Source organism: Pseudomonas sp. ENNP23, assembly GCF_001728945.1.
In the GTDB taxonomy this organism is placed as follows: Bacteria; Pseudomonadota; Gammaproteobacteria; order Pseudomonadales; family Pseudomonadaceae; genus Metapseudomonas; species Metapseudomonas otitidis.
In genome coordinates this window covers 40167-65229 of the sequence record NZ_LYSP01000003.1, presented here as the reverse complement: position 1 = coordinate 65229, position 25063 = coordinate 40167, and the positions used below count along the sequence as shown (strand labels likewise).

General features: G+C 67.2%; 19 protein-coding genes and 1 pseudogene. 16 read left to right on the top strand and 4 right to left on the bottom strand.

Features of this window, described 5'->3' with window-relative positions:
- Window positions 1-56: 56 nt before the first annotated feature.
- Both A9G05_RS02515 and A9G05_RS02510 read right to left on the bottom strand, forming a co-directional pair.
- Entirely contained in the window at window positions 57-2366 is a 2310-nt protein-coding gene (locus A9G05_RS02515) for a tetratricopeptide repeat protein (RefSeq protein ID WP_069559483.1), read from the bottom strand.
- Between the two features lie 63 nt (window positions 2367-2429).
- Complete coding sequence (locus A9G05_RS02510) at window positions 2430-3365, bottom strand: LysR substrate-binding domain-containing protein (RefSeq protein WP_069559482.1); 936 nt, start codon at window positions 3363-3365, stop codon at window positions 2430-2432.
- A gap of 154 nt (window positions 3366-3519) precedes the next feature.
- On the opposite strand from A9G05_RS02510, the gene A9G05_RS02505 reads away from it, so the two are divergent.
- The 9 genes and pseudogenes from A9G05_RS02505 (at window position 3520) to A9G05_RS02465 (ending at window position 13688) form a co-directional block, all read left to right on the top strand.
- Complete coding sequence (locus tag A9G05_RS02505; protein WP_069559481.1) at window positions 3520-5124, top strand: 5-guanidino-2-oxopentanoate decarboxylase; 1605 nt, start codon at window positions 3520-3522, stop codon at window positions 5122-5124.
- A gap of 13 nt (window positions 5125-5137) precedes the next feature.
- The gene (locus A9G05_RS02500; protein ID WP_069559480.1) at window positions 5138-6715 is read left to right on the top strand and encodes a peptidase M20; all 1578 of its coding nucleotides are present in this window, start codon (window positions 5138-5140) and stop codon (window positions 6713-6715) included.
- 83 nt (window positions 6716-6798) lie between these two features.
- Window positions 6799-7521: pseudogene (locus tag A9G05_RS02495) on the top strand (ABC transporter ATP-binding protein); the annotation flags it as partial.
- Between the two features lie 38 nt (window positions 7522-7559).
- Window positions 7560-8324: a transporter substrate-binding domain-containing protein gene (locus A9G05_RS02490; protein ID WP_069559478.1), complete on the top strand. Its 765-nt coding sequence runs from the start codon at window positions 7560-7562 to the stop codon at window positions 8322-8324.
- A complete protein-coding gene (locus tag A9G05_RS02485) occupies window positions 8324-9034 on the top strand; it encodes an ABC transporter permease (protein ID WP_069559477.1) in 711 nt (236 codons plus the stop codon). Before A9G05_RS02490 ends, A9G05_RS02485 begins: the two co-directional genes overlap by 1 nt.
- Before the next feature lie 8 nt (window positions 9035-9042).
- Window positions 9043-9732, top strand: a complete 690-nt coding sequence (locus tag A9G05_RS02480) for an ABC transporter permease subunit (protein ID WP_044402190.1) — start codon at window positions 9043-9045, stop codon at window positions 9730-9732.
- 31 nt (window positions 9733-9763) lie between these two features.
- On the top strand, window positions 9764-10945 hold the full coding sequence (locus tag A9G05_RS02475; RefSeq protein ID WP_069559476.1) for a pyridoxal phosphate-dependent aminotransferase: 1182 nt from the start codon (window positions 9764-9766) through the stop codon (window positions 10943-10945).
- An 84-nt stretch (window positions 10946-11029) separates the two neighbouring features.
- A complete protein-coding gene (locus A9G05_RS02470) occupies window positions 11030-12787 on the top strand; it encodes an amidohydrolase (RefSeq protein ID WP_069559475.1) in 1758 nt (585 codons plus the stop codon).
- Window positions 12780-13688 carry a GTP-binding protein gene (locus A9G05_RS02465; RefSeq protein ID WP_069559474.1) on the top strand — a complete coding sequence of 303 codons (909 nt, stop codon included), beginning with the start codon at window positions 12780-12782 and terminating at the stop codon, window positions 13686-13688. The genes A9G05_RS02470 and A9G05_RS02465 overlap by 8 nt, the downstream gene beginning before the upstream one ends.
- Window positions 13689-13693: 5 nt before the next feature.
- Here A9G05_RS02465 and A9G05_RS02460 read toward each other — a convergent pair whose 3' ends face one another.
- Together A9G05_RS02460 and A9G05_RS02455 are read right to left on the bottom strand one after the other, a co-directional pair.
- Window positions 13694-14752: a polyamine ABC transporter substrate-binding protein gene (locus A9G05_RS02460; RefSeq protein WP_069559473.1), complete on the bottom strand. Its 1059-nt coding sequence runs from the start codon at window positions 14750-14752 to the stop codon at window positions 13694-13696.
- Between the two features lie 185 nt (window positions 14753-14937).
- Window positions 14938-16317, bottom strand: a complete 1380-nt coding sequence (locus A9G05_RS02455) for a glutamine synthetase family protein (protein WP_069559472.1) — start codon at window positions 16315-16317, stop codon at window positions 14938-14940.
- A 276-nt stretch (window positions 16318-16593) separates the two neighbouring features.
- Here A9G05_RS02455 and A9G05_RS26335 point away from each other — a divergent pair, with 276 nt between their 5' ends.
- From A9G05_RS26335 to A9G05_RS02420, 7 genes are all read left to right on the top strand, one after another.
- The gene (locus tag A9G05_RS26335) at window positions 16594-17346 is read left to right on the top strand and encodes a gamma-glutamyl-gamma-aminobutyrate hydrolase family protein (RefSeq protein WP_083265493.1); all 753 of its coding nucleotides are present in this window, start codon (window positions 16594-16596) and stop codon (window positions 17344-17346) included.
- A 42-nt stretch (window positions 17347-17388) separates the two neighbouring features.
- Complete coding sequence (locus tag A9G05_RS02445; protein ID WP_069559470.1) at window positions 17389-18747, top strand: glutamine synthetase family protein; 1359 nt, start codon at window positions 17389-17391, stop codon at window positions 18745-18747.
- Window positions 18748-18811: 64 nt separating this feature from the next.
- The gene (locus A9G05_RS02440; RefSeq protein ID WP_139131063.1) at window positions 18812-20182 is read left to right on the top strand and encodes an aspartate aminotransferase family protein; all 1371 of its coding nucleotides are present in this window, start codon (window positions 18812-18814) and stop codon (window positions 20180-20182) included.
- A 157-nt stretch (window positions 20183-20339) separates the two neighbouring features.
- Window positions 20340-21440 carry a polyamine ABC transporter substrate-binding protein gene (locus tag A9G05_RS02435; RefSeq protein WP_069559469.1) on the top strand — a complete coding sequence of 367 codons (1101 nt, stop codon included), beginning with the start codon at window positions 20340-20342 and terminating at the stop codon, window positions 21438-21440.
- 59 nt (window positions 21441-21499) lie between these two features.
- Entirely contained in the window at window positions 21500-22594 is a 1095-nt protein-coding gene (locus A9G05_RS02430) for a polyamine ABC transporter substrate-binding protein (RefSeq protein WP_069559468.1), read from the top strand.
- Between the two features lie 68 nt (window positions 22595-22662).
- Complete coding sequence (locus A9G05_RS02425; protein ID WP_069559467.1) at window positions 22663-23754, top strand: polyamine ABC transporter substrate-binding protein; 1092 nt, start codon at window positions 22663-22665, stop codon at window positions 23752-23754.
- 148 nt (window positions 23755-23902) lie between these two features.
- Window positions 23903-25045, top strand: coding sequence for an ABC transporter ATP-binding protein (locus A9G05_RS02420; RefSeq protein WP_069559466.1), 1143 nt, complete (start codon window positions 23903-23905; stop codon window positions 25043-25045).
- The last annotated feature ends 18 nt before the right edge of the window (window positions 25046-25063 follow it).

The window sequence follows — 25063 nt, the reverse complement described above, 5'->3', positions numbered from 1 at the left end:
TGGATTCCAGGCCCGTGTCCGGAGTTCCGCCGACGCCGATGGGCACCGCCGAAGCGTCACTCGCGATGCAGCGCAGGGTCGTCCGGGTTCAGTTGCTCCAGCTCGGCCAGCAGGGCCTGTACCCGCTGGATCTGCCCCGCCTCGCGCCAGTAGGCGATCAGCGCCAGGCGGGCCTCGCGGTGGGCCGGCTGGCTGTCCAGCACCAGCTCCAGGCGCCGGCAGGCCTCCTCCAGCCGGCCGGCATCGTGCAGCACGGTGGCCAGTACGTAGCCGTAGCCCGGGTTGCCCGGTTCCAGCCTGACGGCTTGTTCGAGTGCCTGCAGTGCGCCGCTGCGGTCGCCCCGACGCAGCAGGGCCAGGCCCCGAGCGTGGTGCAGGGCGCCCGCCTCGGGGTGCCGGGCCAGGGTCTGGTCCAGCAGGGCCAGGGCCTCGTCACCGCGCTGGTTGGTCTCCAGCCACTGGGCCAGGGCGACGCTGCCGGGCAGGTAGTCCGGGTGGCGTGCCAGCAGGGTGCGCAGGCGGCCTTCCACCTGGTCGGCGCGCCCATCGGCCTGCTGCAGCGCAGCCAGGGCGAGCTGCACCTCCGGGCGTTCGGCCTGGCGGCTGAGGGCTGCCTCGTATTCACCGATGGCCTGGCTCCAGGCGCGCTGGTAGTTGCCCAGCCCGGTGGTGCGCATGCCCAGCAGGTCGCGGGCGGCGGCGATGCGCACGCCGCGTACCCGGTCGCTCAGCAGCGGGCCCAGCAGGTCGCGGCGCTGCTCCGGTGGCAGCAGGGCGCTGACGGCACGGATAGCCGTCTCGCGCACCTGGGGCGCGGCGTGGTTGAGGTCGTTGGCGGCCACCTTCAGCGCCCGCTCGCTGGGGTAGGCCGGCAGCTCCGCCAGCAGGGTGGCGCGGCGGATGGCCGGCAGGTCGGCGCGCTCCAGTTGCTGGAACAACGCCCGCGAGGCGCCCGGCTTGCCCTGACGCACCAGGGCCAGGCTTTCGTCATAGCGTGGGGCAGCGGCCTGGGGGCGGCCGTACCAGCGCTCGAACTCGCCCACCAGGGTCTCGCTGGGCAGGTTGGCGTGGCAGGCCTGGCAAGCATCCGAGGTGCCCAGCTTCAGGGCGTGGGCCGGGTCCGGCAGGCTGAAGCGGTGGTCGTGGCGCAGGTCGTTGCCCAGCAACGTGCGTGACGGCATGTGGCAGTCGACGCAGCGCGAGCCGGCCTCGCCGGAGCGGTGGTGATGGTGCTCGGGGCTGCTGTAGTCCCGCGCCCGCAGGCCCCGGTCGTCGATGCCGGCAACGCGGCTGCGGCCCTCGGGGTTGTGGCACTGGGTGCAGAGGCCGTCGCCTTCCACCTTCAGGGTGCCGGCGTGGGGGTCGTGGCAAGTGGTGCAGCTCAGGCCGCGTGCGTACATGCGGCTCTGGGTGAAGGCGCCGTATTCGTAGACCTGCTCCTTGAAGTGGCCGTTCAGCTCGTACAGTTCGCGGGTCAGGGCGGCGGGCAGGTAGTCATCCATGAAGCGGTTCTGCACCTGGTAGCCCTCGCCCAGCGGCGTGCGGCGGGCGTGACAGCGCGCGCAGCTTTCCACCTGGAGGCGGCTGCTGGCACGGCTGAGGTCCAGGCTGAAGCCGGCCTGGGCGTGCAGGCCGCTGAAACGCGCCCATTCCAGGTGGCGCGAGGCCGGGCCATGGCAGGCCTGGCAGCCGACGCCGGGGGTCTGCCATTGGCTGGCATAGCGGTCGGTCGTGGCGTCGTAGTTCTTCCGGTAGCCGCTGGTGTGGCAGTCGATGCACTGCAGGTTGGCGTTCTGCCCGGGTTGGGCCCAATGGCTGCCGGCCCTGCTGTCGATGCCCTGGCCAGTCGGCAGGCGGAACCAGGCCTGGCGCTGCACGTCCCAGGCGATGTCCAGGGCCTGGTAGCGTCCGTCCGGGAAGGCCAGCAGGAGCTGCTGCAACGGTTCGACGCCGATCACCCAGGCCACCCGGTAGTCGCCGGGCTGGCCGTCCGCTCCCGCCGTGCTCACCCAGAAGCCGCCGTCGCGCTGGAAGAAGCGCGTGGCGCCGGCGCCATCCTCGAAGCGGGCGTCGTTGAAGTCGCCCTTCACCGTACCGGCGTTGGCCTCCTGCAGGGCGAGCTGGTGGTGGGAGCCCTTCCAGGCGCGGGCCTGGGGCGCGTGGCAGGTGGCGCACTGCTGCTCGTCCACCCACTGCGCGGGGCTGTCGTCGAGGCTGGCGCGGGGCTGGCTGGCCGGCGTGTAGGGACGCCCGCCAGCGATCCACAGCCAACTGCCCAGCCCCAGCAGCACCGCCAGCGACAGCAGCACCGGCAACACATAGCTGCGGCGTGGGCGGGTGGAGGGCGTGGGGCTCGGATCAGGCATGCAGACGTCCGCTGTGGCGCATGGGCACGGAAGGCGGCAGCTTCCGTGAAGGCATGGGGGCTGTCAAACCAGCGCCTGCGGCTCGCCCGGGTGGGGCCGCTCGCGGCGCAGGTCGCCCGTGTTGGCCTGCAACTGGTGCCGCACCCAGTTGCCGAAGGCACGCACCGCCGGGCGTTCCGCCTTCAGCGGATCGGCTACCAGGTAGTAGCCCCGGGGCGAGTCGATGCGGGTTTCGAAGGGGCGTACCAGCAGACCCCGCGCCAGGGCATCGCCGCTGAGCAGGTTGTCGCCGATGGCCACGCCCTGGGCGGCGATGCAGGCGGACTGGGCGCAATGGGCATCGGAGAAGACGATGCCGCTGGAGGCGTCCACCTGAGAGGCGCCGGCGGTGGCCAGCCAGACCCGCCAGTCGCTGTGGTCGTTCATGTGCAGCAGGGGGAAGTCCGCCAGCTCGGCCGGGTGCTTGAGCCCGCCGTGGGCATTGATCAGGCGCGGGCTGCACACCGGGAAGAAGCGCAAGGCGACGATCTGCTCCACCCACTGGTCCGGCCAGTCGCCCATGCCGTAGGCGATGAACAGGTCGGCCTCGGGATTGCGGGTGTCGTCGGGGGCCCGTGGCGAGACCACCCGCAACTGCACCTGCGGATACTGGCGCTGGAAGGAGCCGATGTGGTGGCACAGCCAGTAGGTGGCGAAGCCGGGGTTGCAGCTCACGCAGAGCCGCCCGGAGACCTCCTGCTGGTCCAGCCCCAGTGCGGCCTCGCGCAGGCTGGAGAGCGCTCGTTGCACGTCCCGTGCATAGCGTTCGCCCCGGTAGGTGAGGCCGATGCCACGGCCGATGCGTTCGGTGAGGGCGAAGCCGAGGGCCTCTTCCAGGCTGCTGATCTGGTGGCTGATGGCGCTGCGGGTCAGGCTCAGCTCGCGGGCGGCAGCGGAGACGCTGCCCAGCCGGGCGACGGCGTCGAAGGCGCGCAGGGCAGTCATCGAAGGAAAGCGCATGGGGGCTCCGGAGCGGTGATGGGGCAGTGAATGGTGAGCAGGATCGAACAATAAGGCAAAAACAATTCGATTGTAGTTGCGTGTTGTTCACCAATACTGGAGCCCTTCCTCCGGCGGAAGCCGGGAGCCCATAACCAGAACAAGAGGTGCTCGCATGGCCCGTTGTGCCCAGGCGCTCGTCCAGTTGCTCGAAGGCTACGGTGTCGACACCGTCTTCGGCATTCCCGGCGTGCATACCGTCGAGCTGTATCGCGGCCTGCACGGCAGCCGCCTGCGGCATGTCAGCCCGCGTCACGAGCAGGGGGCCGGCTTCATGGCCGACGGCTATGCCCGTGCCAGCGGCAAACCGGGGGTGTGCTTCATCATCACCGGCCCAGGCATGACCAACATCCTCACCGCCATGGGCCAGGCCTACGCCGACTCGGTGCCCATGCTGGTGATCTCCACCACCAGCCGCCGCGAGCACCAGGCCCTGGGCCACGGCTACCTCCACGAACTGCCGGATCAGCGCGCCATGGTCGCCGGCGTCTGCGCCTTCAGCCACACCTTGCAGCGTCCTGACGAGTTGCCCGAGGTGCTGGCCCGCGCCTTCGGCCTGTTCCGCTGCGCCCGCCCGCGCCCGGTGCACATCGAGATTCCGCTGGATGTACTGGAAATGCCCGCCGACGGCCTGGACCTGCGTCCGCGCCCGCTGCCCGAGGCCGCCGCGCCGGCACCGGCCGCCGTGGCCGAGGCGGCTGCTGTGCTGGCCCGCGCCCGGCGCCCGCTGATCCTCGCCGGCGGCGGGGTCCGGGGTGCCGGCCCTGCCCTGCGCCAGTTGGCCGAGCGCCTGCAGGCGCCGGTGGCCCTCACCACCAACGCCCGGGGCCTGCTGGAACCCGGGCATCCGCTGCTGCTCGACGGGGTGCAGTCCGCTGCCCACGGCCGGGCGCTGTTCGCCGAGGCCGACGCGGTCCTGGCCGTCGGGACCGAGCTGGGCGAGACCGACTACGACTTCTTCGGCCTCGGCCCCTTCCGTGTCGAGGCACCGCTGATCCGCCTCGACATCGACCCGCTGCAGGTGCTCGGTGCCGCCCGGGCCGACATCGGCCTGCTGGGCGATGCCGGCCTCGGCCTGGCGGCGTTGCTGGCAGCACTGCCCGCCGGGGCGGGCGACGGTGACTGGGCCCGGGCCGCCGTGGCGCGGGTCAACGCCTGCGAGCGCGACGGCTGGAGCCCCCGCCAGCGGGCGATGCAGGCCCTGCTGGATACCCTGCGCGACAGCCTGCCGGCACCGATCCTGGTGGGCGACTCCACCCAGCCGGTGTACCAGGGCGCCCTGGGCTACCGGGCCCCGGCGCCGGTCAGTTGGTTCAACGCCGGTACCGGCTACGGCACCCTCGGCTATGCCCTGCCGGCGGCCATCGGCGCCAAGCTGGCCTGCCCCCACCGCCCGGTGCTGGCGCTGGTGGGCGATGGCGGCCTGCAGTTCTCCAGCGCCGAGCTGATCGCCGCCCGCGAGGCCGGGGCCGGGGTGATCCTGGTGCTGTGGAACAACCACTGCTACGGCGAGATCCGCGACAGCATGCTGGCCCGCGAGGTGCCGCCGCTGGGGGTGGACATCCTCGCGCCGGACTTCGCCGCCCTGGCCCGCGCCTGCCATGTGCGCCACCACCGCGTGGCCGGCCTGGAGGCGCTGGGTGCGCTGCTCGGCGAGCTGGACGGGAGCGCCGAGCCGCACCTGGTCGAGCTCGACGCCGCCGACTTCCTGCCTGCCTGAGCCCGGAGCGCCCATGTCTGCCAAAGCCTTTGCCCTCGATTGGGTGGAACGTCATCGCCAGCCGCTGTCCGACTGGCACCAGGTGATCTGGCACTTCGCCGAGCCGGCCTTCCGCGAGTACAAGTCCTGCGCCTGGTACGTCGACCTGCTGCGCCGCGAGGGCTTCACCGTGGAGGAGGCCAGCGGCGGCATGCCCACGGCCTTCTGCGCCACCTTCAGCAGCGGCGACGGCCCGGTGCTGGCCAGCTACGCCGAGTACGACGCGGTGCCCGGCAACTGCCAGGCCGCCACCACCCGGCCGATGCCCCGCGAGGGCCTGTCGCGCTTCGCCCCGGGCCACACCGACCCGCACTCGGCCCTGGGCATCAGCGCCCTGGGCGGGGTGCTGGCCGCCAAGGCCGCCATGCAGGCGCATGGCCTCAAGGGCACCCTGCGCTTCTTCGGCGAGCCGGCTGAGAAGCTGCGCGCCTCCAAGCCGGTACACGCGGCCAAGGGGTATTACGACGGCCTCGACGCGGCCATCAGCTTCCACCCCACCTACCTGCTGCCGCTGAACAACACCACCACCTGGGACACCCACTGCGGCATCGCCTACGCCTACATCTACAGCTTCACCTGCGAGGCGCCCCAGGACTGGATCGCTGCCGACCCCTACAGCCCGATCCCGCAGAACCACCTGGCGGCTCGCGCGCCGGGCGCCAACGACGCGCTGGTGCACTTCTACACCCTCAACGAGAGCCTGCGCCGTTCCACCCTGCCGTTCAGCGGCCTGTGGAGCTTCAACGAGGCCATCCTCACCGCCGGCCAGGCCACTGCCGACAACCTGCCGCCGCACCTGGCGCAGATCCAGTACCTGCTGCGCTGCGATTCCATCGAGCAGGCCGAGACCATTTCCCGGGTGATGGACAACAACGCTGCAGCGGCGGCCCTGGCCACCGGCTGCCAGTGGAAGAAGACCTGGGTGTGCAAGTCCCGCGGCGGGCTGCCCAACCATGTGCTGGCCCAGGCCACCTACGACAACCTCGCCGCCGTCGGTGCGCCGCAGTGGGGCGAGGCGGCCATCGCCGTGGCCCGGGAGATCCAGGCCAACCTGGGGCTGGAGCCCATGGAGCGGCCCTTCCTCGCCGCCACCGAGGCCCTCATCGACCCCCGCGAGTGCGAGCGCCAGTTGCGCCTGCAGATGCCGGCGTGGCAGCGCCACCTCACCTCCGACGACTACCCGGAATACACCTGGCATTGCCCGACGGTGCGCCTGCTGGTGGCGCGGCCGATGCTCGCCGCCGCCGGCACGCCCTACCCGGACTGGGTGGCCAATGCCCTGGGCGGCATACGCGAAACCATCGACCCGATGATCCAGGTGGCGGCCAAGACCATCGCCGCGACCCTGGTGGACCTGCTCACCCGGCCCGAGTTGCTGTGGGCCGCGCGGGACGAGTTCGTCCGGCGCACCGGGGGCGGCATCGGCGGCGAGCATTGGCAGGCACCGCTGTTGCCGGCCGATTTCGAGGCGCCGCACCGGTTCCGCTGGCCGGAGTACATCCGCACCGTGCGGGGCGAAGAGTGGTGGATTCCGGCGCGGGACGACGAATGAACGGGAGCGAAGCGATGAACCAGGCATGTGACGGCGCCACCCCGGTGGTGGCCATCGAGGGGCTGCACAAGAGCTACGGCGACCATGCCGTGCTCAAGGGCATTTCCCTGGAGGCGCGGGAGGGCGACGTGGTGTCGCTGATCGGCGCCAGTGGCTCGGGCAAGAGCACCCTGCTGCGCTGCATCAACCTGCTGGAGATTCCCGACGCCGGCAGCCTGCGCATCAACGGCGAGGCCGTGCTGCTCAAGCGTGACCGCCACGGCCATGGGCGCATCGGCGACCCGCGCCAGGTGGAGCGCCTGCGGGCGCGGCTGGCGATGGTGTTCCAGAACTTCAATCTGTGGCCCCACCGCACGGTGCTGGAAAACATCATCGAGGCGCCCGTGCACGTGCTCGGCGAACCCCGTGCCGAGGCCATCGCCCACGCCGAGCAGTTGCTGGAGCGGGTCGGCCTGGCGGACAAGCGCCATGCCTACCCGGCCTTTCTCTCCGGTGGCCAGCAGCAGCGCGTGGCCATCGCCCGGGCGCTGGCCGTGCGGCCCCGGGTGATGCTGTTCGACGAGCCCACCTCGGCGCTGGACCCGGAGCTGGTGGGCGACGTGCTGCGGGTGATCCGCAGCATCGCCGAGGAGGGCCGCACCATGATCCTCGTCACCCACGAGATGGCCTTCGCCCGTGATGTCTCCAGCCAGGTGGTGTTCCTCCACCAGGGCCGCATCGAGGAACAGGGTCCGCCCGAGCAGGTGCTGCTGGACCCGCGCAGCGAGCGCTGCCGACAGTTCGTGATGGCCCAGGACAACCGCTGAATCCCCTGACAACAACGACCACAACCGAGGGAATGCACATGAAGAAAACCCTTCTCGCCCTGCTCCTGGCCACCGCCAGCCACGCAGCGACGGCCCAGGAAACCATCGTCTTCGGCATCGCCCTGGAGCCCTACCCGCCGTTCTCCTTCAAGAGCGGCAAAGGTGAATGGAGCGGCTTCGAGCCGGAACTGATCCGCGCAGTGTGCGAACGCCTGCAGGCCCAGTGCCCGCTCAACGAGATGGCCTGGGACGGGCTCATCCCGGCGCTCAAGGCGCAGCAGGTGGACGTGGTGCTGAACTCCCTGTCGATCACCCCCGAGCGGCGCCAGGTGGTGGACTTCAGCGAGCCCTATTTCTTCACCCCGGCGCTGTGGGTCGCCGACCGCAGCCTCGACGTGGCGCCCACGCCGGAAGGCCTCAAGGGCCTGATCATCGGCGTGCAGGGCTCCACCACCCACTCGGCGTACGTCAAGGCGTACTACGGCAAGACTTCCACCGTGCGCTACTACAACGACCAGGACGACCTGCTCGCCGACCTGCGCAGCGGCCGGGTCGACATCCTCCTCGCCGACCAGTTGGCGGTGGAGCCGCTGCTCGACCTGCCGGACAACGCCATGCTCGCCAGCAAGGGCGTGGCCCCCCAGGACCCGTTGCTGGGTGAAGGCGTCGGCGCGGCGGTGCGCAAGGGCAATGATGCCCTGCGCGAGCGCCTCAACCAGACCCTGCAGGCGCTGCGCGACGATGGCACCTACGACGCCATCCGCAGCCGCTACTTCAAGACCGACATCGCGGCACGACCATGATGGCGCCCGATTTCTCCCAACTGCTGTTCGCCGACGGCTGGCTGCAGGCCCTGGCCCAGGGTGCTATCCGCACCCTGGGCATCTCCCTGGGGGCGTTCGTGCTCGGGCTGGCGCTGGGGCTGAGCGTGGCCCTGCTGAAGCTGTGGGGGCCGCGCTGGCTGGTGATCTGGGCCAACTGCTACACCACGCTGTACCGCGCGGTGCCGGAGCTGCTGCTGATCCTGCTGCTGTACTACGCCGGCTCCGACCTGCTCAACCTGCTGATGGCCGCCGCCGGCCAGCCGCCGGTTGAGGTCAACGGCTTTCTCGCCGCCATCGTGGTGCTGGGCATCGTCCAGGGCGCCTATTCGGCGGAGATCATCCGTGGCGCCATCGAGGCCATCCCGGTGGGCCAGGTGGAGGCGGCGCGGGCCTATGGCATGAGGCCGCTGCTGGTGCTGCGGCGGGTGCTGCTGCCGAGCATGCTGCCCCACGTGGTCGCCGGGCTCTCCAACCTCTGGCTGGTGCTGGTCAAGGACAGCGCGCTGATCAGTGTGGTGGGCTACAGCGAGCTGCTGGGCGCGGGGCGCCAGGCGGCGGCTTCGACCAAGCACTACCTGATGTTCTACCTGGTGGTCGCGGCCTTCTACTACGTCATCACCCTGTGTTCCGGGCTGGTCTTCCGCCGTATCGAAGCGCGCTTCGAGCGGTGGATGCCCCGGCTCGCCTAGGAGGCCCCGTGGACTTTTCCTGGTTGGACGGTTTCATCGGCGAGCTTTCCCGTGGTGTGCTGCTGACGGTGCAGCTGCTGCTGGTGTCGGCGGTCTTCGGCTTCCTGCTCGCCGTTGCCGTAGCCCTGGCGCGGCTGGCCCGCAACCCGCTGCTGGCCGGCGCGGCGCGGTTCTACACCAGCGTGCTGCGAGGCACGCCGTTGCTGGTGCAGATCTACATCCTCTACTACGGCCTCGGCAGCGTGTTCGCCAGCTTCCCGCTGATCCGCCACAGCCTGCTCTGGCCCTACCTGCGCGAGGGCTTCTGGTACGTGGCGCTGGCCCTGACCCTGAGCGTGGGGGCCTATGTCGGCGAGGTGCTGCGCGGTGGCTTGCGGGCGGTGCCCCGGGGCGAGCTGGAGGCGGCGCGGGCCTACGGCATGCGACCCGGGCAGGTGCTGCGGCGGGTGTGGATGCCGCGGGCCCTGCAGATGCTGCGCCCGGCCCTGGCCGGGGAGAGCGTGATGCTGCTCAAGTCCACGGCGCTGGCCTCCACCGTGGCGGTGACCGACCTGCTGGGGGCGGCGAACCTGGTGCGCGCGCAGACGCTGAAGGTGTACGAGCCGTTGCTGGTGGTGGCGGTGGTGTACATCGTCCTCGCCTTCCTCATCGAACAGGGCTTCGCGCGCATCGGCCGTACGCCGCAGCGCCAGGCCTGAATCCATGGACCCGGACCCCAAGGAGCCATGCATGAAGTATTCATCCCTGGTCGGGCGCATCAGCGGCGAGACCGTCAGCGCCTGGGACATCCACTACGCGGCCTGTGCCGCCCAGGCGCGCGGCGAGGACGCCATCGTGCTGAGCATCGGCGACCCGGACTTCACCACCGCCGAGCCGATCCGCGCGGCGGCCGTCGAGGCCCTGGCCCAGGGCGACACCCACTACACCGAGGTGATCGGCCGTGCTGCCCTGCGCGAGGCCATCGCCGCCAAGCAGCGCCGGCTGCTGGGCATCCCGGTGGGTGCCGAGCAGGTGGCGGTGGTCGCCGGGGCGCAGAACGGCCTGTTCGCTACGGCGCTGTGCCTGTTCGAGGCCGGCGACGAGGTGCTGGTGCCGGAGCCGATGTACCTGACCTACGCCGCCAGCATCCAGGCCTCCGGCGCCCGCCTGGTGAGCATCCCGCAGCCGGCGGAGGGCGACTTCCGCCTCACAGCCGAGGCCCTGGAAGCGGTGCTCACGCCGCGCACCCGGGGCATCGCCCTGGCGACGCCGAACAACCCCACCGGCAACGTCTACACCGCCGAGGAGCTGCAGGCGGTGGCCGAGGTGGCCCGTCGTCATGACCTCTGGGTGATTTCCGACGAGGTGTACGGGCAGCTCACCTACGAGCGCAGCCACCGCAGCATCGCCAGCCTGGAGGGCATGGCGGCGCGCACGGTGGTGCTCAACAGCCTGTCCAAGACCCACGCCATGACCGGCTGGCGGGTGGGCTGGGTGGTGGCGCCGCCGGCACTGATCGGCCACCTGGAGAACCTGATGCTGTGCATGATCTACGGCCTGCCGGGCTTCATCCAGGCTGCCGCGCTGAAGGCCCTGGAGCTGGACGAGACAGTGGTTGGCGAAGCCCGCGAGACCTACCGGCGGCGCCGTGACCTGGTGGTGCGGGGGCTCGCCGATGTGCCGCTGCTGCGCTGCAAGGTGCCGGAGGCGGGCATGTTCATGCTGGTGGACGTGCGCGAGACGGGGCTCTCGGGCATGGACTTCGCCTGGCGGCTGTTCCGCGAGACCGGTGTCTCGGTGCTCGATGCCGAAGCCTTCGGCGCCAGTTGCCGGGGCTTCGTGCGGCTCTCGTTCACCGTCTCCGATACCGAGCTGGAGGAAGCCTGCCGTCGCATCGCCGGCTTTATCCAGCGCCTGCAACGCTCGCGCTGACCCACCGCAATTCCTGACCTAACCAGGCTCACGGTGCGTTCGCGCGCCGGGCCTGGCCACGCCCGAAAATCACAAGGTGCCGCCATGACTGACGCCGACAACTTCTCCTCGACCCATTCGGCCACGGGCCATTTCGCCGACCTGATCCTCGACAACGGCCGCTTCTACACCCAGGACCCGGCGCAGCCCTGGGCCGAGGCGGTGGCCATCGGCGGGGGGCGCCTGCTGGCCGTGGGCAGCCGTGCCGCCGTGCAGGTGCTGCGCGGCCCGCAGACCCGCGTGCATGACCTCGACGGCGCCTTCTGCATGCCCGGCCTGCACGACATGCACACCCACCCGGACCTGGCCCTGGCGCCGCGCTACAGCGACGACCTTGACGTTGGCCTGGAAGACCCGACGCCGGAGCAACTGGCGGCGGCGATCCGCGCCTATGCCGATGCCCACCCCGGCGCTGGCTGGATCCACGGCCAGTACTGGGTGCGCTACACCTTCCGCGAGGCGGGCCTGGTGCCCGGCCGCGCCTGGCTCGATGCAGTGATGCCGGACCGCCCGGTGGCGCTGCTGGACCGCATGTGGGGGACGATGATGGTGAACTCGAAGGCGTTGCAGCTCGCGGGCATCGACCGCCATACCCCCGACCCGCGCAACGGCTACCTGGAGCGCGACCCGCTGACCGGCGAGCCCACCGGGCTGATGATCGACGGCGCCTACGCGATGATCCACGCCGCCATGCCGCCCACCCCGGTGGCGGTGCTGCGCCGGGCCTACCGCGACGGCGTGCACTTCCAGAGTTCACGCGGGGTCACGGCGAGCAAGTACGTGCACGTCTGCGAGCACCGTCTGCAGGCGCTGAAGGCGCTGGATGATGCCGGCGAGCTGACGGTGCGCATCGAGGCGGCGATCAGTTGGCAGGACGACATCTTCCCGGTGCGTCGGCGCTGGGAGCTGCTGGCCGGCGAGCGCCACTACTACCGCAGCGCCCGGCTGAGCGCCAACGCGGTGAAATTCCACTTCGACGGCACGGTGGAGCCGCGCTCCTCCTTCCTGCTGACGCCCTGGCCGAACGAGTCGGACTGGCGCGGCAAGCTCAACCTCACCCCGGAACACATCACCGACATGCTGGTGGACATGGACCGCCGGGGCATCCGGGTGATCGCCCACTGCACCGGCGATGGCGCGTCCGACGTGTTCCTCGATGCGGTGGCGGAGGCACGGCGGCGCAACGGCTTCAGCGGGGTGCGCCACCAGTGTGCACACAGCACGTTGCTGCACCCGGGCAACCTGGCGCGCTTCCAGGCGTTGCAGGTGATCGCCGAGTTCTCCCCGGCGGCCTGGTACCCGACGCCCTTCGCCAGTGGCGCGCGTTCGGGCTACGGCCAGGAGCGGCTGAAGCGCATCTACGACTTCAAGGGCGTGCTGGAGGCCGGCGGCACGGCGGTGTTCGGCACCGACTGGCCGGTGGCGTCCATCGATCCCTGGCTGGCGCTGGAGACGATGGTGACCCGGCAAAACCCCTGGAACGACGACCCGGCCTGCTTCGGCGAGCCCATCAGCCTGCCCCAGGCTCTGCGGGTGGCCACCCTGAACGGGGCGCTCGCCATGGGGCTGGAGGCCAGCACTGGCAGCCTGGAAGTGGGCAAGGCGGCGGACCTGATCGTGCTCGACCGCGACCTGTTCGCCCAGCCGGCGCGCAACTACATTCACCGCACCCAGGTGCTGCTGACCTTCGTCGAGGGGCAACTGGTGTACGACCGGGGCGAGGCGCTGGTGGGCCTGGGGCTGCAGGCGGTGTGGCGTGGCGAGCCGCCGGTGATCGAGTCGGGGGCACGCCAGGATGGCTGAGCGCATCGCGGTCACGGTGGTGGCAGGCTTTCTGGGGGCAGGCAAGACCACGCTGCTCAACCGCATGGTGCGGCAGGCTGGGGACAGCCGGCTGGCGGTGATCGTCAACGATTTCGGCGCGCTGAACATCGATGCGGCGCTGGTGGCCGAGGTGACCGATGCGGTGTACAGCCTGCAGAACGGCTGCATCTGCTGCACGGTGCAGGAGGACCTGCTGGCGCAGTTGGCCAGCCTGGCGCAGCTCTCGCCGCGCCTGGAGCGCATCGTCATCGAGTGCAGCGGTGTTTCCGACCCGCAGCGCATCGTGCAGACCCTGGGTTATCCACAGTTGCGCGGTCTGCTGCGGCTGGACCTGGTGATCACCCTGGTGGACGCCACGCGGCACCTGGAGCTTGAGGGCGACTACGCACGCCTGGCCCGCGCCCAGTTGGCAGCGGCCGATGTGCTGCTGCTGAACAAGGCGGACCTGGTGGACGAGGCCGCCCTGGCCGCCGTGCGGCAGGCCCTGCCGGGGCGGGCGCTGGTGCATGTCGGGGTGCAGGCCGACCTGCCGGAGGCGCTGTGGCTGGAGCCGGCGCTACGGACGCCGGGGTTGGTGCCGGTGGTGGGCGTGGCCCATACCGATCTGTTCGAAAGCTGGTTGTGGAGCAGTGGCGAGCGCTTCGACGGGGCGCGCCTGCAGGCCTGGCTGGGGCAGGTGCCGGCGGAGGTCTTCCGCATCAAGGGCTGCATACGGTTGGCCGGACGGGAGGAGAGCCTCTGGCTGCAGCAGGTGGGCGGACGCAGCCAGTTCGAGGTGATGGTGGAGCGGGCCGAACGTTCGCAACTGGTGTTCATCGCCCGGCAGGGGTTTGCCGGGCGTGAAGCGTTGGAGTGTGGTCTGCGCGACTGCCTGGGCTGAGTGACTCAGCGGCCGTCGCGGAAGGCGGTCCAGATTTCGTCGCGGGTGGCGCCGAGCTTCTCGGGCAGCGGCTCCAGGGCGAACAGGCGGCGCTTGGTCTCCTTGTCCGGGTAGAGGCCGGGCTGGTCACGCAGGCTGGGGTCGAGGAACTGGCGCGAGTCGACGTTGCCGTTGGGGTAGAGGGTTTCGCTGGTGATCCGGGCGGCGACTTCGGGCTGCATCAGGAAGTCGATGAAGCGGTGGGCCAGGTCGGCGCGGTTGGCGCTCTTGGGGATGGCCAGGTTGTCGATGAACAGCACCGAGCCCTCATCCGGTACCACGAAGCGCACCGGCTGGCCGGCGGCTGCGGCGTTCAGGGCGTCGCCGACCCAGGCCATGGCGACGCACAGGTGGCCCTTGTTGAGGTCTTCGATGTAGCGCTCGCTGTCGATGTAGCGAAGGTTCGGGCGCAGGCCTGCCAGGACTTCGGCCGAGCGCTTGAGGCGGCTGGGCGCGGTGCGGGCGAGGCTGCGGCCCTGGTAGGTCATGAGCACGGAGAGGGCTTCGTCCGGGGCGTCCAGCACGCTCATCCCGCAGCTGGAGAGGCGTTTGCTCTGTTCGGGGTCGAAGAGTACGGCCCAGCTGTTGGGCAGCGGGCCGCCGAAGGCTTTCTCGGCCTGCGGGCCGTTCACGGCGAGGCCGACGGCGCCCCACAGGTAGGGCACGGCGTAGCGGTTGTCGGGGTCGACGCCAGCGAGCTTGCTCATCAGTTGCGGGTCGAGGTGCTTGCGGTTGGGCAGGCGGGCGAGGTCCAGCGGCTGCAGCTTGCCGGCGCGGATCAGCTCGGGAAGGTTGTTGTGGGAGGGCACCACCACGTCGACCGCTTCGCCGCTGTCGATGACCTTGAGCAGCTCTTCGGCGCTGGTGAAGGTGTGGTAGTCGACACGGATGCCGGTCTGCTGCTCGAAGTCCTTGAGGACCTGGGGCGCGATGTAGTCATTCCAGTTGTAGACGCGGATGCTCTCGTCGGCGGCGGCAAGGGTCGGCAGCAACGCGAGCAGCATTGGGGCGAGGAAGCGGGGCATGGAGTCCTCCCTGGTGGATGGCGCAGCATTGTGCGGCGGCATGAAGTTCAGCAGGTTGATTCACATCAGCGCCTGGGCCTCTCTAGCTCGGGCCTTTGCGCGTCTTCCACTGCCCATGCCAGGCGCCGGGCGGCAGATTGCAGGCAAAAAAACGCCGGCCCTGGGGCCGGCGTTTCTGGACTCGATTACACGGTATGCAGGTACCAGTTGTATTCGAGGTCGGAGATGGAGTGCTCGAACTCCTCCAGCTCGCTTTCCTTGCACGCGACGAAGATGTCGATGTAGTCCGGGCTGATGTACTTGGCCAGGATTTCACTGTCATCCAGCTCGCGCAGGGCGTCGCGCAGGTTGTTCGGCAGGCTCTGCTCCAGTTGCTCGTACGAGTTGCCTTCGATGGGCGCACCGGGCTCGATCTTGTTGGTCAGGCCGTGGTGGATGCCGGACAGGATGGCCGCCATCATCAGGTACGGGTTGGCGTCGGCACCGGCTACGCGGTGTTCGATGCGCACCGCATCGGAGCTGCCGGTGGGCACGCGAACGGCCACGGTGCGGTTATCCAGACCCCAGCTCGGCGCGTTCGGCACGTAGAACTGTGCGCCGAAGCGGCGGTAGGAGTTGACGTTGGGGCAGAGGAAGGCCATCGAGGCGGCCATGGTCTCGAGCACACCGCCGACCGCATGACGAAGGGCGGCGTTCTGCTCGGGATCATCGGCAGCGAAGATGTTCTTGCCGGTCTTCTTGTCGATCAGGGAAATGTGCACATGCAAGCCGTTGCCCGCCTGGCCCGGGTAGGGCTTGGCCATGAAGGTGCTGTCCATTTCATGGTCGTAGGCGATGTTCTTGATCAACCGCTTGAGCAGGACCGCGTAGTCGCACGCCTTGAGGGCGTCGGTCACGTGGTGCAGGTTGACTTCGAACTGGGCGGGGGCGCTTTCCTTGACGATGGCGTCGGCAGGGATGGCCTGGACCTTGGCGCCTTCGAGAATGTCCTGCAGGCAGTCGGCGTACTCGTCGAGGTCGTCGATCAGGTAGACCTGGGTGGACTGCGGGCGTTTGCCTGAGATCGGAGAGCGCGGCGGCTGTGGGCGACCGTTCACGTTCTCCTGGTCGATCAGGTAGAACTCCAGCTCGAACGCGGCACAGATGGCGAGCCCCATCTCGTCGAACTTCTCCACGACCTGGCGCAGGACTTCACGCGGGTCGGCGAAGAACGGCTCGCCTTCGATTTCGTGCATAGTCATCAGCAGTTGCGCGGTGGGGCGCTTCTGCCAGGGCTCATCGCACAGGGTGCCGGGGATCGGATAGCAGATGCGGTCCGCATCGCCGATGTCCAGGCCGAGGCCAGTGCTTTCGACGGTGGAGCCATTGATGTCGAGAGCAAATAAGGAGGCGGGGAGGTTGATGCCTTTTTCGTAGACCTTGTGGAGACTGGCGCGTTCGATTCGCTTGCCTCGAACCACTCCATTCATATCTGCGATCAGGAGATCGACGAACTGGACCTCAGGATGTTCCTTAAGGAACTCGTTCGCTTCTTGAAGCTGAACGGCACGCGGGGGTACCGACATGATGCAACACCTTTCTTGTTAAAAATATCAATCACGTATTGACTAGGGGTTGAGTCAATCGAAAAGCCCCTTGGATGTCAATAGCGCCGTATTTTGCCCTAAAGCAGGGCTCGATGGCCAATTTTGGGGCGTTTCAGGGCATCTTGGCCCTGCTCGGAGCCATGTCTGGCGCGGCGTCCAGTGGGGTGTGTTCAATTTTTTACAGCCCTATTGTGTAAAAAAATGAACAACGCTAAGCTCGGCCAAAACCCATAACAGCAATAAAACGGGTGCCCCATGTCTCGCCTGCCGTTGATCGGCGTAACCGCTTGCACCAAGCAGATCGGTCCACATCCCTACCATGTTGCAGGTGACAAATATCTTCGGGCAGTAGCTCTTGGGGCTGGCGGTATTCCTCTCATCATTCCGGCACTGGGCGATATTCTGGACATCGATGCCCTGCTGGAGAGTCTAGACGGACTCCTGTTCACCGGTTCGCCTTCCAACGTAGAACCTCATCTTTATTCCGGTCCGGCCAGTGCGCCCGGCACCCTCCATGACCCCGAACGCGATGCCATCACCCTGCCGTTGCTGCGTGCTGCAGTCGAGCGTGGCGTGCCGGTGCTGGGCATCTGCCGGGGCTTCCAGGAAATGAACGTGGCCTTCGGCGGCTCGTTGCACCAGAAGGTGCATGAGGTCGAGGGTTTCATGGACCACCGTGAGCCTGAAGACCAGCCGCTCGAAGTCCAGTACGCACCGCGCCACCCGGTCTCCGTGCAACCGGGTGGCGTGCTCACCGGCCTCGGTGTGCCGGGCGAGTTTCTCGTCAATTCCATCCACGGCCAGGGTGTTGAACGTCTGGCGCCCGGCCTTCGAGTTGAAGCGCTGGCGCCCGACGGATTGGTCGAATCCGTATCGGTCGAAGGCGCCAGGTCCTTCGCACTCGGCGTACAGTGGCACCCCGAGTGGCAGGTTCGCTCCAACTCCGTATATCTCGCCATCTTCCAGGCCTTTGGTGAGGCTTGCAGGGAGAGGGCGGGGCAACGCTGAGCCCGGCTATTCCAGTCGAGGCTCTCAAACCCTGAGGTCTTTATGACTACCAAGCTCGACCAGCTCACCAGCTGGCTGAAAGAACGCAAAATCACCGAAGTTGAATGCTTGATCAGCGATCTTACCGGCATTGCGCGCGGCAAGATCTCGCCGACCAACAAGTTCCTCGACGAGAAGGGCATGCGCCTCCCCGAGAGTGTGCTGCTGCAGACCGTCACCGGCGACTATGTCGAGGACGACATCTATTACGACCTGCTCGACCCGGCGGACATCGACATGTTCTGCCGCCCGGACGAGAAGGCCGTCTACCTGGTGCCCTGGGCCATCGAGCCCACCGCCATGGTCATCCACGACACCTTCGACAAGCAGGGCAACCCCATCGAGCTGTCGCCCCGCAATCTGCTGAAGAAGGTGCTCAAGCTTTACGCGGACAAGGGCTGGAAGCCGATCGTCGCGCCTGAGATGGAGTTCTACCTGACCAAGCGCTGCGACGACCCGGACTTCCCGCTGCAGGCCCCGCTGGGCCGCTCCGGCCGCCCTGAAACCGGCCGCCAGTCCTTCTCCATCGATGCGGCGAACGAGTTCGACCCGCTGTTCGAGGACATGTACGACTGGTGCGAGACGCAGGACCTGGACCTGGACACCCTCATCCATGAGGAAGGCCCGGCGCAGATGGAGATCAACTTCCGTCACGGCGATGCCCTGGACCTGGCCGACCAGATCCTGGTGTTCAAGCGCACCATGCGCGAGGCGGCCCTCAAGCACAACGTGGCCGCCACCTTCATGGCCAAGCCGATCACCGACGAGCCGGGCAGCGCCATGCACCTGCACCAGAGCGTGATCGACATCAAGACGGGCAAGAACGTCTTCTCCAACGATGACGGTTCGATGAGCGATCTGTTCCTCCAGCACATCGGGGGCCTGCAGAAGTACATCCCCGAACTGCTGCCGTTGTTCGCCCCGAACGTGAACTCCTTCCGTCGCTTCCTGCCGGACACCTCGGCGCCGGTGAACGTGGAATGGGGCGAGGAGAACCGCACCGTCGGTCTGCGCGTGCCGGATGCAGGCCCGCAGAATCGCCGCGTGGAGAACCGCCTGGCCGGCGCTGACGCCAACCCCTACCTGGCCATCGCGGCCAGCCTGCTGTGCGGGTACATGGGGATGGTGGAAGGCGTGAAGCCGAGCGCGCCGGTGAAGGGTCGTGGCTACGAGCGTCGCAACCTGCGCCTGCCGCTGACCATCGAGGCAGCACTGGAACGGATGGAATCCTGCCGGGAGATCGAGAAGTACCTGGGCAGCAAGTTCATCAAGGCCTATGTGGCCGTGAAACGTGCCGAGCACGAAAACTTCAAACGGGTGATCAGCTCCTGGGAACGTGAGTTCCTGCTGCTCTCCGTCTGATCAGGAACCGGCACGCCGGCCGTGAAGGCCGGCGTCGCCGAAGAGTGTTTAACGAGGTATGGAAATGAACAGCCAAGTGACCAATCCAAGGACCCTTGAGTGGCAGGCCCTCAGCCGTGACCACCACCTGCCGCCCTTCACCGACTACAAGGCGCTGAATGCCAAGGGTGCCCGCATCATCACCAAGGCCGAAGGCGTCTACGTCTGGGACAGTGAAGGCAACAAGATCCTGGACGGCATGGCCGGCCTGTGGTGCGTGAACGTCGGCTATGGTCGCGAGGAGTTGGTGCAGGCCGCGGCCAACCAGATGCGCGAGCTGCCCTTCTACAACCTGTTCTTCCAGACCGCCCACCCGCCGGCCATCGAGCTGGCCAAGGCCATTTCCGAACTGGCGCCCGAAGGCATGAACCACGTGTTCTTCACCGGCTCCGGCTCCGAGGCCAACGACACTGTGCTGCGCATGGTCCGTCACTACTGGGCGACCAAGGGCCAGCCTGAGAAAAAAGTGGTGATCGGCCGCTGGAATGGTTACCACGGCTCCACCGTCGCTGGCGTCAGCCTCGGCGGCATGAAGGCCCTGCATGGACAGGGCGACCTGCCGATCCCCGGCATCGTGCACATTCCCCAGCCCTACTGGTACGGCGAGGGCGGCGACATGGCCCCGGCCGAGTTTGGTGTCTGGGCGGCCGAGCAGTTGGAGAAGAAGATTCTCGAAGTCGGCGAGGAGAACGTCGCTGCCTTCATCGCCGAGCCCATCCAGGGCGCCGGTGGCGTCATCGTCCCGCCGGAAACCTACTGGCCGAAGATCCGCGAGATCCTTGCCAAGTACGACATTTTGTTCATCGCCGACGAAGTGATCTGCGGCTTCGGCCGTACCGGCGAATGGTTCGGCAGCCAGTACTACGGCAACGCCCCGGACCTGATGCCGATCGCCAAGGGCCTGACCTCCGGCTACATCCCCATGGGCGGGGTGATCGTCCGTGACGAGATCGTCGAGGTCCTCAACCAGGGCGGCGAGTTCTACCACGGCTTCACCTACTCCGGTCACCCGGTGGCCGCCGCCGTGGCCCTGGAGAACATCCGCATCCTGCGTGACGAGAAGATCGTCGAGAAGGTGAAGGCGGAAACGGCACCCTATTTGCAGCAACGCTGGCAGGAGCTGGCTGACCATCCCCTGGTCGGCGAAGCGCGTGGAGTGGGCATGGTTGGCGCACTCGAGCTGGTCAAGAACAGGAAGACCCGCGAGCGCTTCAACGACCTGGGCGTGGGCATGCAGTGCCGCGAGCACTGCTTCCGCAATGGCCTGATCATGCGGGCGGTGGGCGATACGATGATCATTTCGCCCCCCCTGGTGATCACCAAGGACGAGATCGACGAACTGGTGACCAAGGCTCGCAAGTGCCTTGACCTCACCGCGAGTGCAGTTCTGGGTTGAGCAAATGGGCGAGTTTGCAAACAATCGCTACCGCGAGCTGTTGTAAGCACCGCCCCCCACCCTAGACTGTGCCAGTGCGTTGGCCAGGCTCACCGGGCGGTGGCGTATTCGGTTACGACGCCGCTCGGACACTTAAACAACAAACGGAGCTACCCGCATGTTCAAAACCTTCGGCAAGACCCTGCTCGCCGTGACGCTGGCTGGCGCTGTGGCCGGCGTGGCCCAGGCAGAAGACAAGGTGCTGCACGTCTACAACTGGTCCGACTACATCGCCCCGGACACCGTGGAGAAATTCACCAAGGAAACCGGGATCAAGGTGGTCTACGACGTCTTCGACTCCAACGAGACCCTCGAAGCCAAGCTCCTGGCCGGCAAATCCGGTTATGACATCGTGGTGCCCTCGAACAACTTCCTGGCCAAGCAGATCAAGGCCAAGGTCTACCAGCCGCTGGACAAGTCCAAGCTGCCGAACTGGAAGAACCTGGACCCGAACCTGCTGAAGACCGTCGAAGTGTCCGACCCGGGCAACCAGTACGCCTTCCCCTACATGTGGGGCTCCATCGGCATCGGCTACAACCCGGAGAAGGTCAAGGCCGTCCTGGGTGACAACGCCCCGGTGGATTCCTGGGACCTGCTGTTCAAGCCCGAGAACATCGAGAAACTGAAGTCCTGCGGCGTCTCCTTCCTCGACTCGCCGACCGAGATCCTCCCCATCGCCCTGCACTACCTGGGCTACAAGCCCACCAGCCAGGACCCGAAGGAGCTGAAGGAAGCCGAGGCCCTGTTCCTCAAGATCCGTCCCCACATCACCTACTTCCACTCCTCCAAGTACATCTCCGACTTGGCCAACGGCAACCTGTGTGTGGCTGTCGGCTACTCGGGTGACGTGTACCAGGCCAAGTCCCGCGCCGAAGAGGCCAAGGGTGGCGTGAAGGTCGCCTACAACATTCCGAAGGAAGGCGCCGGCACCTTCTTCGACATGGTTGCCATCCCCGCCGATGCCGCCAACCCCGACGCCGCTTACGCCTTCATGAACTTCATCATGAAGCCAGAGATCATGGCCGAGATCACCAACGTCGTGCAGTTCCCGAACGGCAATGCCGCCGCGACCCCGCTGGTGGATGAGGCGATCCGTACCGACCCGGGCATCTACCCGAGCCCGGAAACCATGGCCAAGCTCTACGCCTTCCCGGACCTGCCGGCCAAGGTGCAGCGCGTGATGACCCGTACCTGGACCACCATCAAGTCGGGCAAGTAAGCCGTCGTACCCCGTCCCCCGGCTGAGCTGGGGGACGGTCATCCCCGAGAGGATCGCTCATGCGAAAACGTCCCTGGCTGTACGGGTTGCTGGCCAGCGCCCTCCTCATGTCCGCCGTCAGCGCGAAAGAGCGAGTGGTGCGCGTCTACAACTGGTCGGACTACATCGCCCCCGGCACCCTGGAGAACTTCCAGAAGGAGACCGGCATCCGGGTGATCTACGACGTCTTCGACTCCAACGAAACCCTCGACGGCAAGCTCGCCACCGGCCATTCCGGCTACGACGTGGTGGTGCCCACCAACCACTTCCTGGCCAAGCAGGTGCGCGCTGGCACCTACCAGAAGCTGGACAAGTCCAAGCTGCCCAACCTCGCCCACCTCGATCCTGCCGTGCTGGAGCGCCTGGCCAGTGGTGATCCGGGCAACGAATACTCCGTCCCCTACCTGTGGGGGACCAACGGCATCGGCCTCAACGTCGACAAGGTCCGCGCCATCCTCGGCAACGACGCGGCCCTGGATTCCTGGGCGCTGCTCTTTGATCCTGCCGTGGTGAAAAAGCTGCATGCCTGTGGCGTCGCGCTGCTGGATACCGGTGACGAAGTCATCCCGCAGATGATCAACTACCTGGGCATGTCACCCCACAGCCACAAGCGGCCCGACTTCGACAAAGCCACTGCTGCGCTGCTGCAGGTCCGTCCCTCGGTGACCTACTTCCACTCATCCAAGTCCATCGCTGACCTGGCCAATGGTGACATCTGCATCGCCTTCGGCTATTCCGGTGACATGCTCCAGGCTGCCACCCGTGTCCGGGAAGCCGGACGCCAGGACGAGGTCCGCTACGTGATCCCCAAGGAAGGCACCGCCATGTGGGCGGACATGCTCGCCATCCCCCGGGACGCCCAGCACGTCGAGGAGGCCCATGCTTTCATCAACTACCTGATGCGGCCCGATGTGATCGCCAGCATCAGCAACCATGTGTCCTATGCCAATGCCAACAAGGACGCGACGGCGCTGGTGGATGCCAGCGTGCGTGAAAACCCCGGCGTGTACCCTTCGTCGGATGTGATGGCCAAGCTTTACGTGGCCAGGGAACGCCCCCGCGAAATACAGCGTTGGCTGACCCGTGACTGGACCCGGATAAAGAGCGGGCGTTGAGCCCCCAACCCAAGAACCGCCGACCTGTGCCTGTGCGCGGGTGGCCCGGCAAACAAGAGGACTGAAGTGTGCGAGTTTCCTTCGGCAAAACCCTGATCACCGCTGCCGTCCTGACCCTGGCCAGCCAGGCCCAGGCAGAGCAGACGGTGCACATCTACAACTGGTCCGACTACATCGGCGAGACCACCCTGACCGATTTCCAGAAGGAAACCGGTATCCGCCCCGTCTACGACGTCTTCGACTCCAACGAGACCCTCGAGGGCAAATTGCTGGCCGGCCGCACCGGCTACGACGTCGTCGTCCCCTCGAACCACTTCCTCGGCAAGCAGATCAAGGCCGGCGCCTTCCAGAAACTGGACCGCAGCCAGCTGAAGAACTGGGACAACCTCGACGCCGTGCTGCTCAAGCGGCTGGAGGCCAACGACGCCGGCAACCAGTACGCCGTCCCCTACCTCTGGGGCACCAATGGCATCGGCTACAACGAAGAGAAGGTCAAGGCCGCGCTGGGCGTCGACAAGATCGACTCCTGGTCGGTGCTCTTCGAGCCGGAGAACATCAAGAAGCTCAGCAGCTGTGGCGTCGCCTTCCTCGACTCGGCCGACGAGATGCTGCCGGCCATGCTCAACTACCTGGGCCTGGACCCCAACAGCAAGAATCCCGCCGACTACAAGAAGGCAGAGGCCAAGCTGATGGCGGTGCGTCCCTACATCACCTACTTCCATTCCTCCAAGTACATCGGCGACCTGGCCAACGGCGACATTTGCGTGGCAGCCGGCTTCTCCGGCGATATCTTCCAGGCCGCCGCGCGCGCCGAGGAAGCCGGCAAGGGCGTGAAGATCGCCTACGCCATCCCGAAGGAAGGGGCCAACCTCTGGTTCGACATGATCGCCATCCCGGCCGACGCCTCCAACGTCAAGGAGGCCCACGCCTTCATCGACTACCTGCTGCGTCCCGAAGTGATCGCCCAGGTCAGTGACAGCGTCGGCTATGCCAACCCCAACACCAAGGCCGGCGAATTCATGAAGCAGGAAGTGCGGACTGATGAGTCCGTCTATCCGCCACAAGCGGTCCTGGACAAGCTCTACGTATCGGCAGAGCTGCCGCCCAAGGTCCAGCGGCTGATGACCCGCACCTGGACCAAGGTGAAATCGGGCAAGTGATAACAGGGGTGCCGCGCGGCAGGGAGCGTGCGGTGCCTACACAAGCGGGCGCAGGGCGAACCAGGATGAATGGCTCGCGCCTTTCAGGCAGTACTGAACGCGACCGGCCATAATGGCCGGCTAAGCAAGAATCTGGGAGTGTGTGGTAATGGCTATAGCCTCCGGCGCCTACAAGAAAGCCCTCGAGGGCGGCCAGCAACCCAAAGAGGTGCTGGTCAAGATCGACCGGGTAACCAAGCAGTTCGACGAGACCCTCGCGGTCGACGACGTCTCGCTGACCATCAACAAGGGCGAGATCTTCGCCCTCCTGGGGGGCTCGGGTTCGGGCAAGTCGACCCTGCTGCGGATGCTCGCAGGCTTCGAACGGCCGACCGAGGGGCGCATCTACCTGGACGGCGTCGACATCACCGACATGCCGCCCTATGAGCGTCCCATCAACATGATGTTCCAGTCCTATGCGCTCTTCCCGCATATGACTGTCGCGCAGAACATCGCCTTCGGACTCAAACAAGATCGCCTGCCCGCGGCCGAGATCGAAGAGCGGGTCAACGAGATGCTCAAGCTCGTGCAAATGACCCAGTACGCCAAGCGCAAGCCGCACCAGTTGTCCGGTGGCCAGCGCCAGCGCGTGGCCCTGGCCCGCTCCCTGGCCAAGCGACCCAAGCTGCTGCTGCTCGACGAGCCCATGGGCGCCCTGGACAAGAAGCTGCGTTCGCAGATGCAACTGGAGCTGGTGGAAATCATCGAGCGCGTGGGCGTGACCTGCGTGATGGTCACCCACGACCAGGAAGAGGCCATGACCATGGCCCAGCGCATCGCCATCATGCACCTGGGCTGCATCGAGCAGATCGGCAGCCCGGTGGACATCTACGAGACCCCCATCAGCCGCCTGGTGTGCGAGTTCATCGGCAACGTCAACCTGTTCGACGGCGAAGTGGTGGATGACGCCGAGGACCATGCCCTGATTGCCTGCGCCGAACTGGAGCGCCCGATCTACGTCGGCCACGGCGTGACCACCTCCGTGCAGGACAAGCGCATCACCTACGCTCTGCGCCCCGAGAAGCTGCTGGTCACCACCGAGCAGCCCACCTGCGAGTACAACTGGTCCCGCGGCAAGATCCACGACATCGCCTACCTCGGCGGCCACTCGGTGTTCTACGTGCAACTGCCGGGCGGCTCCATCGTCCAGTCGTTCGTTGCCAACGCCGAACGTCGCGGTGCCCGGCCGACCTGGGACGATGAAGTCTTCGTATGGTGGGAGGACGACAGCGGGGTGGTGCTGCGGTCATGAAAATATCCAGCATAAAGA

Coding starts and splice junctions, on each gene's coding strand:
- A9G05_RS02455 (WP_069559472.1), bottom strand. CDS start 16,317: ATGTCGGTACCCCCGCGTGCCGTTCAGCTTCAAGAAGCGAACGAGTTC.
- A9G05_RS02515 (WP_069559483.1), bottom strand. CDS start 2,366: ATGCCTGATCCGAGCCCCACGCCCTCCACCCGCCCACGCCGCAGCTAT.
- A9G05_RS02490 (WP_069559478.1), top strand. CDS start 7,560: ATGAAGAAAACCCTTCTCGCCCTGCTCCTGGCCACCGCCAGCCACGCA.
- A9G05_RS02485 (WP_069559477.1), top strand. CDS start 8,324: ATGGCGCCCGATTTCTCCCAACTGCTGTTCGCCGACGGCTGGCTGCAG.
- A9G05_RS02460 (WP_069559473.1), bottom strand. CDS start 14,752: ATGCCCCGCTTCCTCGCCCCAATGCTGCTCGCGTTGCTGCCGACCCTT.
- A9G05_RS02500 (WP_069559480.1), top strand. CDS start 5,138: ATGTCTGCCAAAGCCTTTGCCCTCGATTGGGTGGAACGTCATCGCCAG.
- A9G05_RS02465 (WP_069559474.1), top strand. CDS start 12,780: ATGGCTGAGCGCATCGCGGTCACGGTGGTGGCAGGCTTTCTGGGGGCA.
- A9G05_RS02510 (WP_069559482.1), bottom strand. CDS start 3,365: ATGCGCTTTCCTTCGATGACTGCCCTGCGCGCCTTCGACGCCGTCGCC.
- A9G05_RS02475 (WP_069559476.1), top strand. CDS start 9,764: ATGAAGTATTCATCCCTGGTCGGGCGCATCAGCGGCGAGACCGTCAGC.
- A9G05_RS02505 (WP_069559481.1), top strand. CDS start 3,520: ATGGCCCGTTGTGCCCAGGCGCTCGTCCAGTTGCTCGAAGGCTACGGT.
- A9G05_RS02445 (WP_069559470.1), top strand. CDS start 17,389: ATGACTACCAAGCTCGACCAGCTCACCAGCTGGCTGAAAGAACGCAAA.
- A9G05_RS26335 (WP_083265493.1), top strand. CDS start 16,594: ATGTCTCGCCTGCCGTTGATCGGCGTAACCGCTTGCACCAAGCAGATC.
- A9G05_RS02435 (WP_069559469.1), top strand. CDS start 20,340: ATGTTCAAAACCTTCGGCAAGACCCTGCTCGCCGTGACGCTGGCTGGC.
- A9G05_RS02430 (WP_069559468.1), top strand. CDS start 21,500: ATGCGAAAACGTCCCTGGCTGTACGGGTTGCTGGCCAGCGCCCTCCTC.
- A9G05_RS02440 (WP_139131063.1), top strand. CDS start 18,812: ATGAACAGCCAAGTGACCAATCCAAGGACCCTTGAGTGGCAGGCCCTC.
- A9G05_RS02420 (WP_069559466.1), top strand. CDS start 23,903: ATGGCTATAGCCTCCGGCGCCTACAAGAAAGCCCTCGAGGGCGGCCAG.
- A9G05_RS02470 (WP_069559475.1), top strand. CDS start 11,030: ATGACTGACGCCGACAACTTCTCCTCGACCCATTCGGCCACGGGCCAT.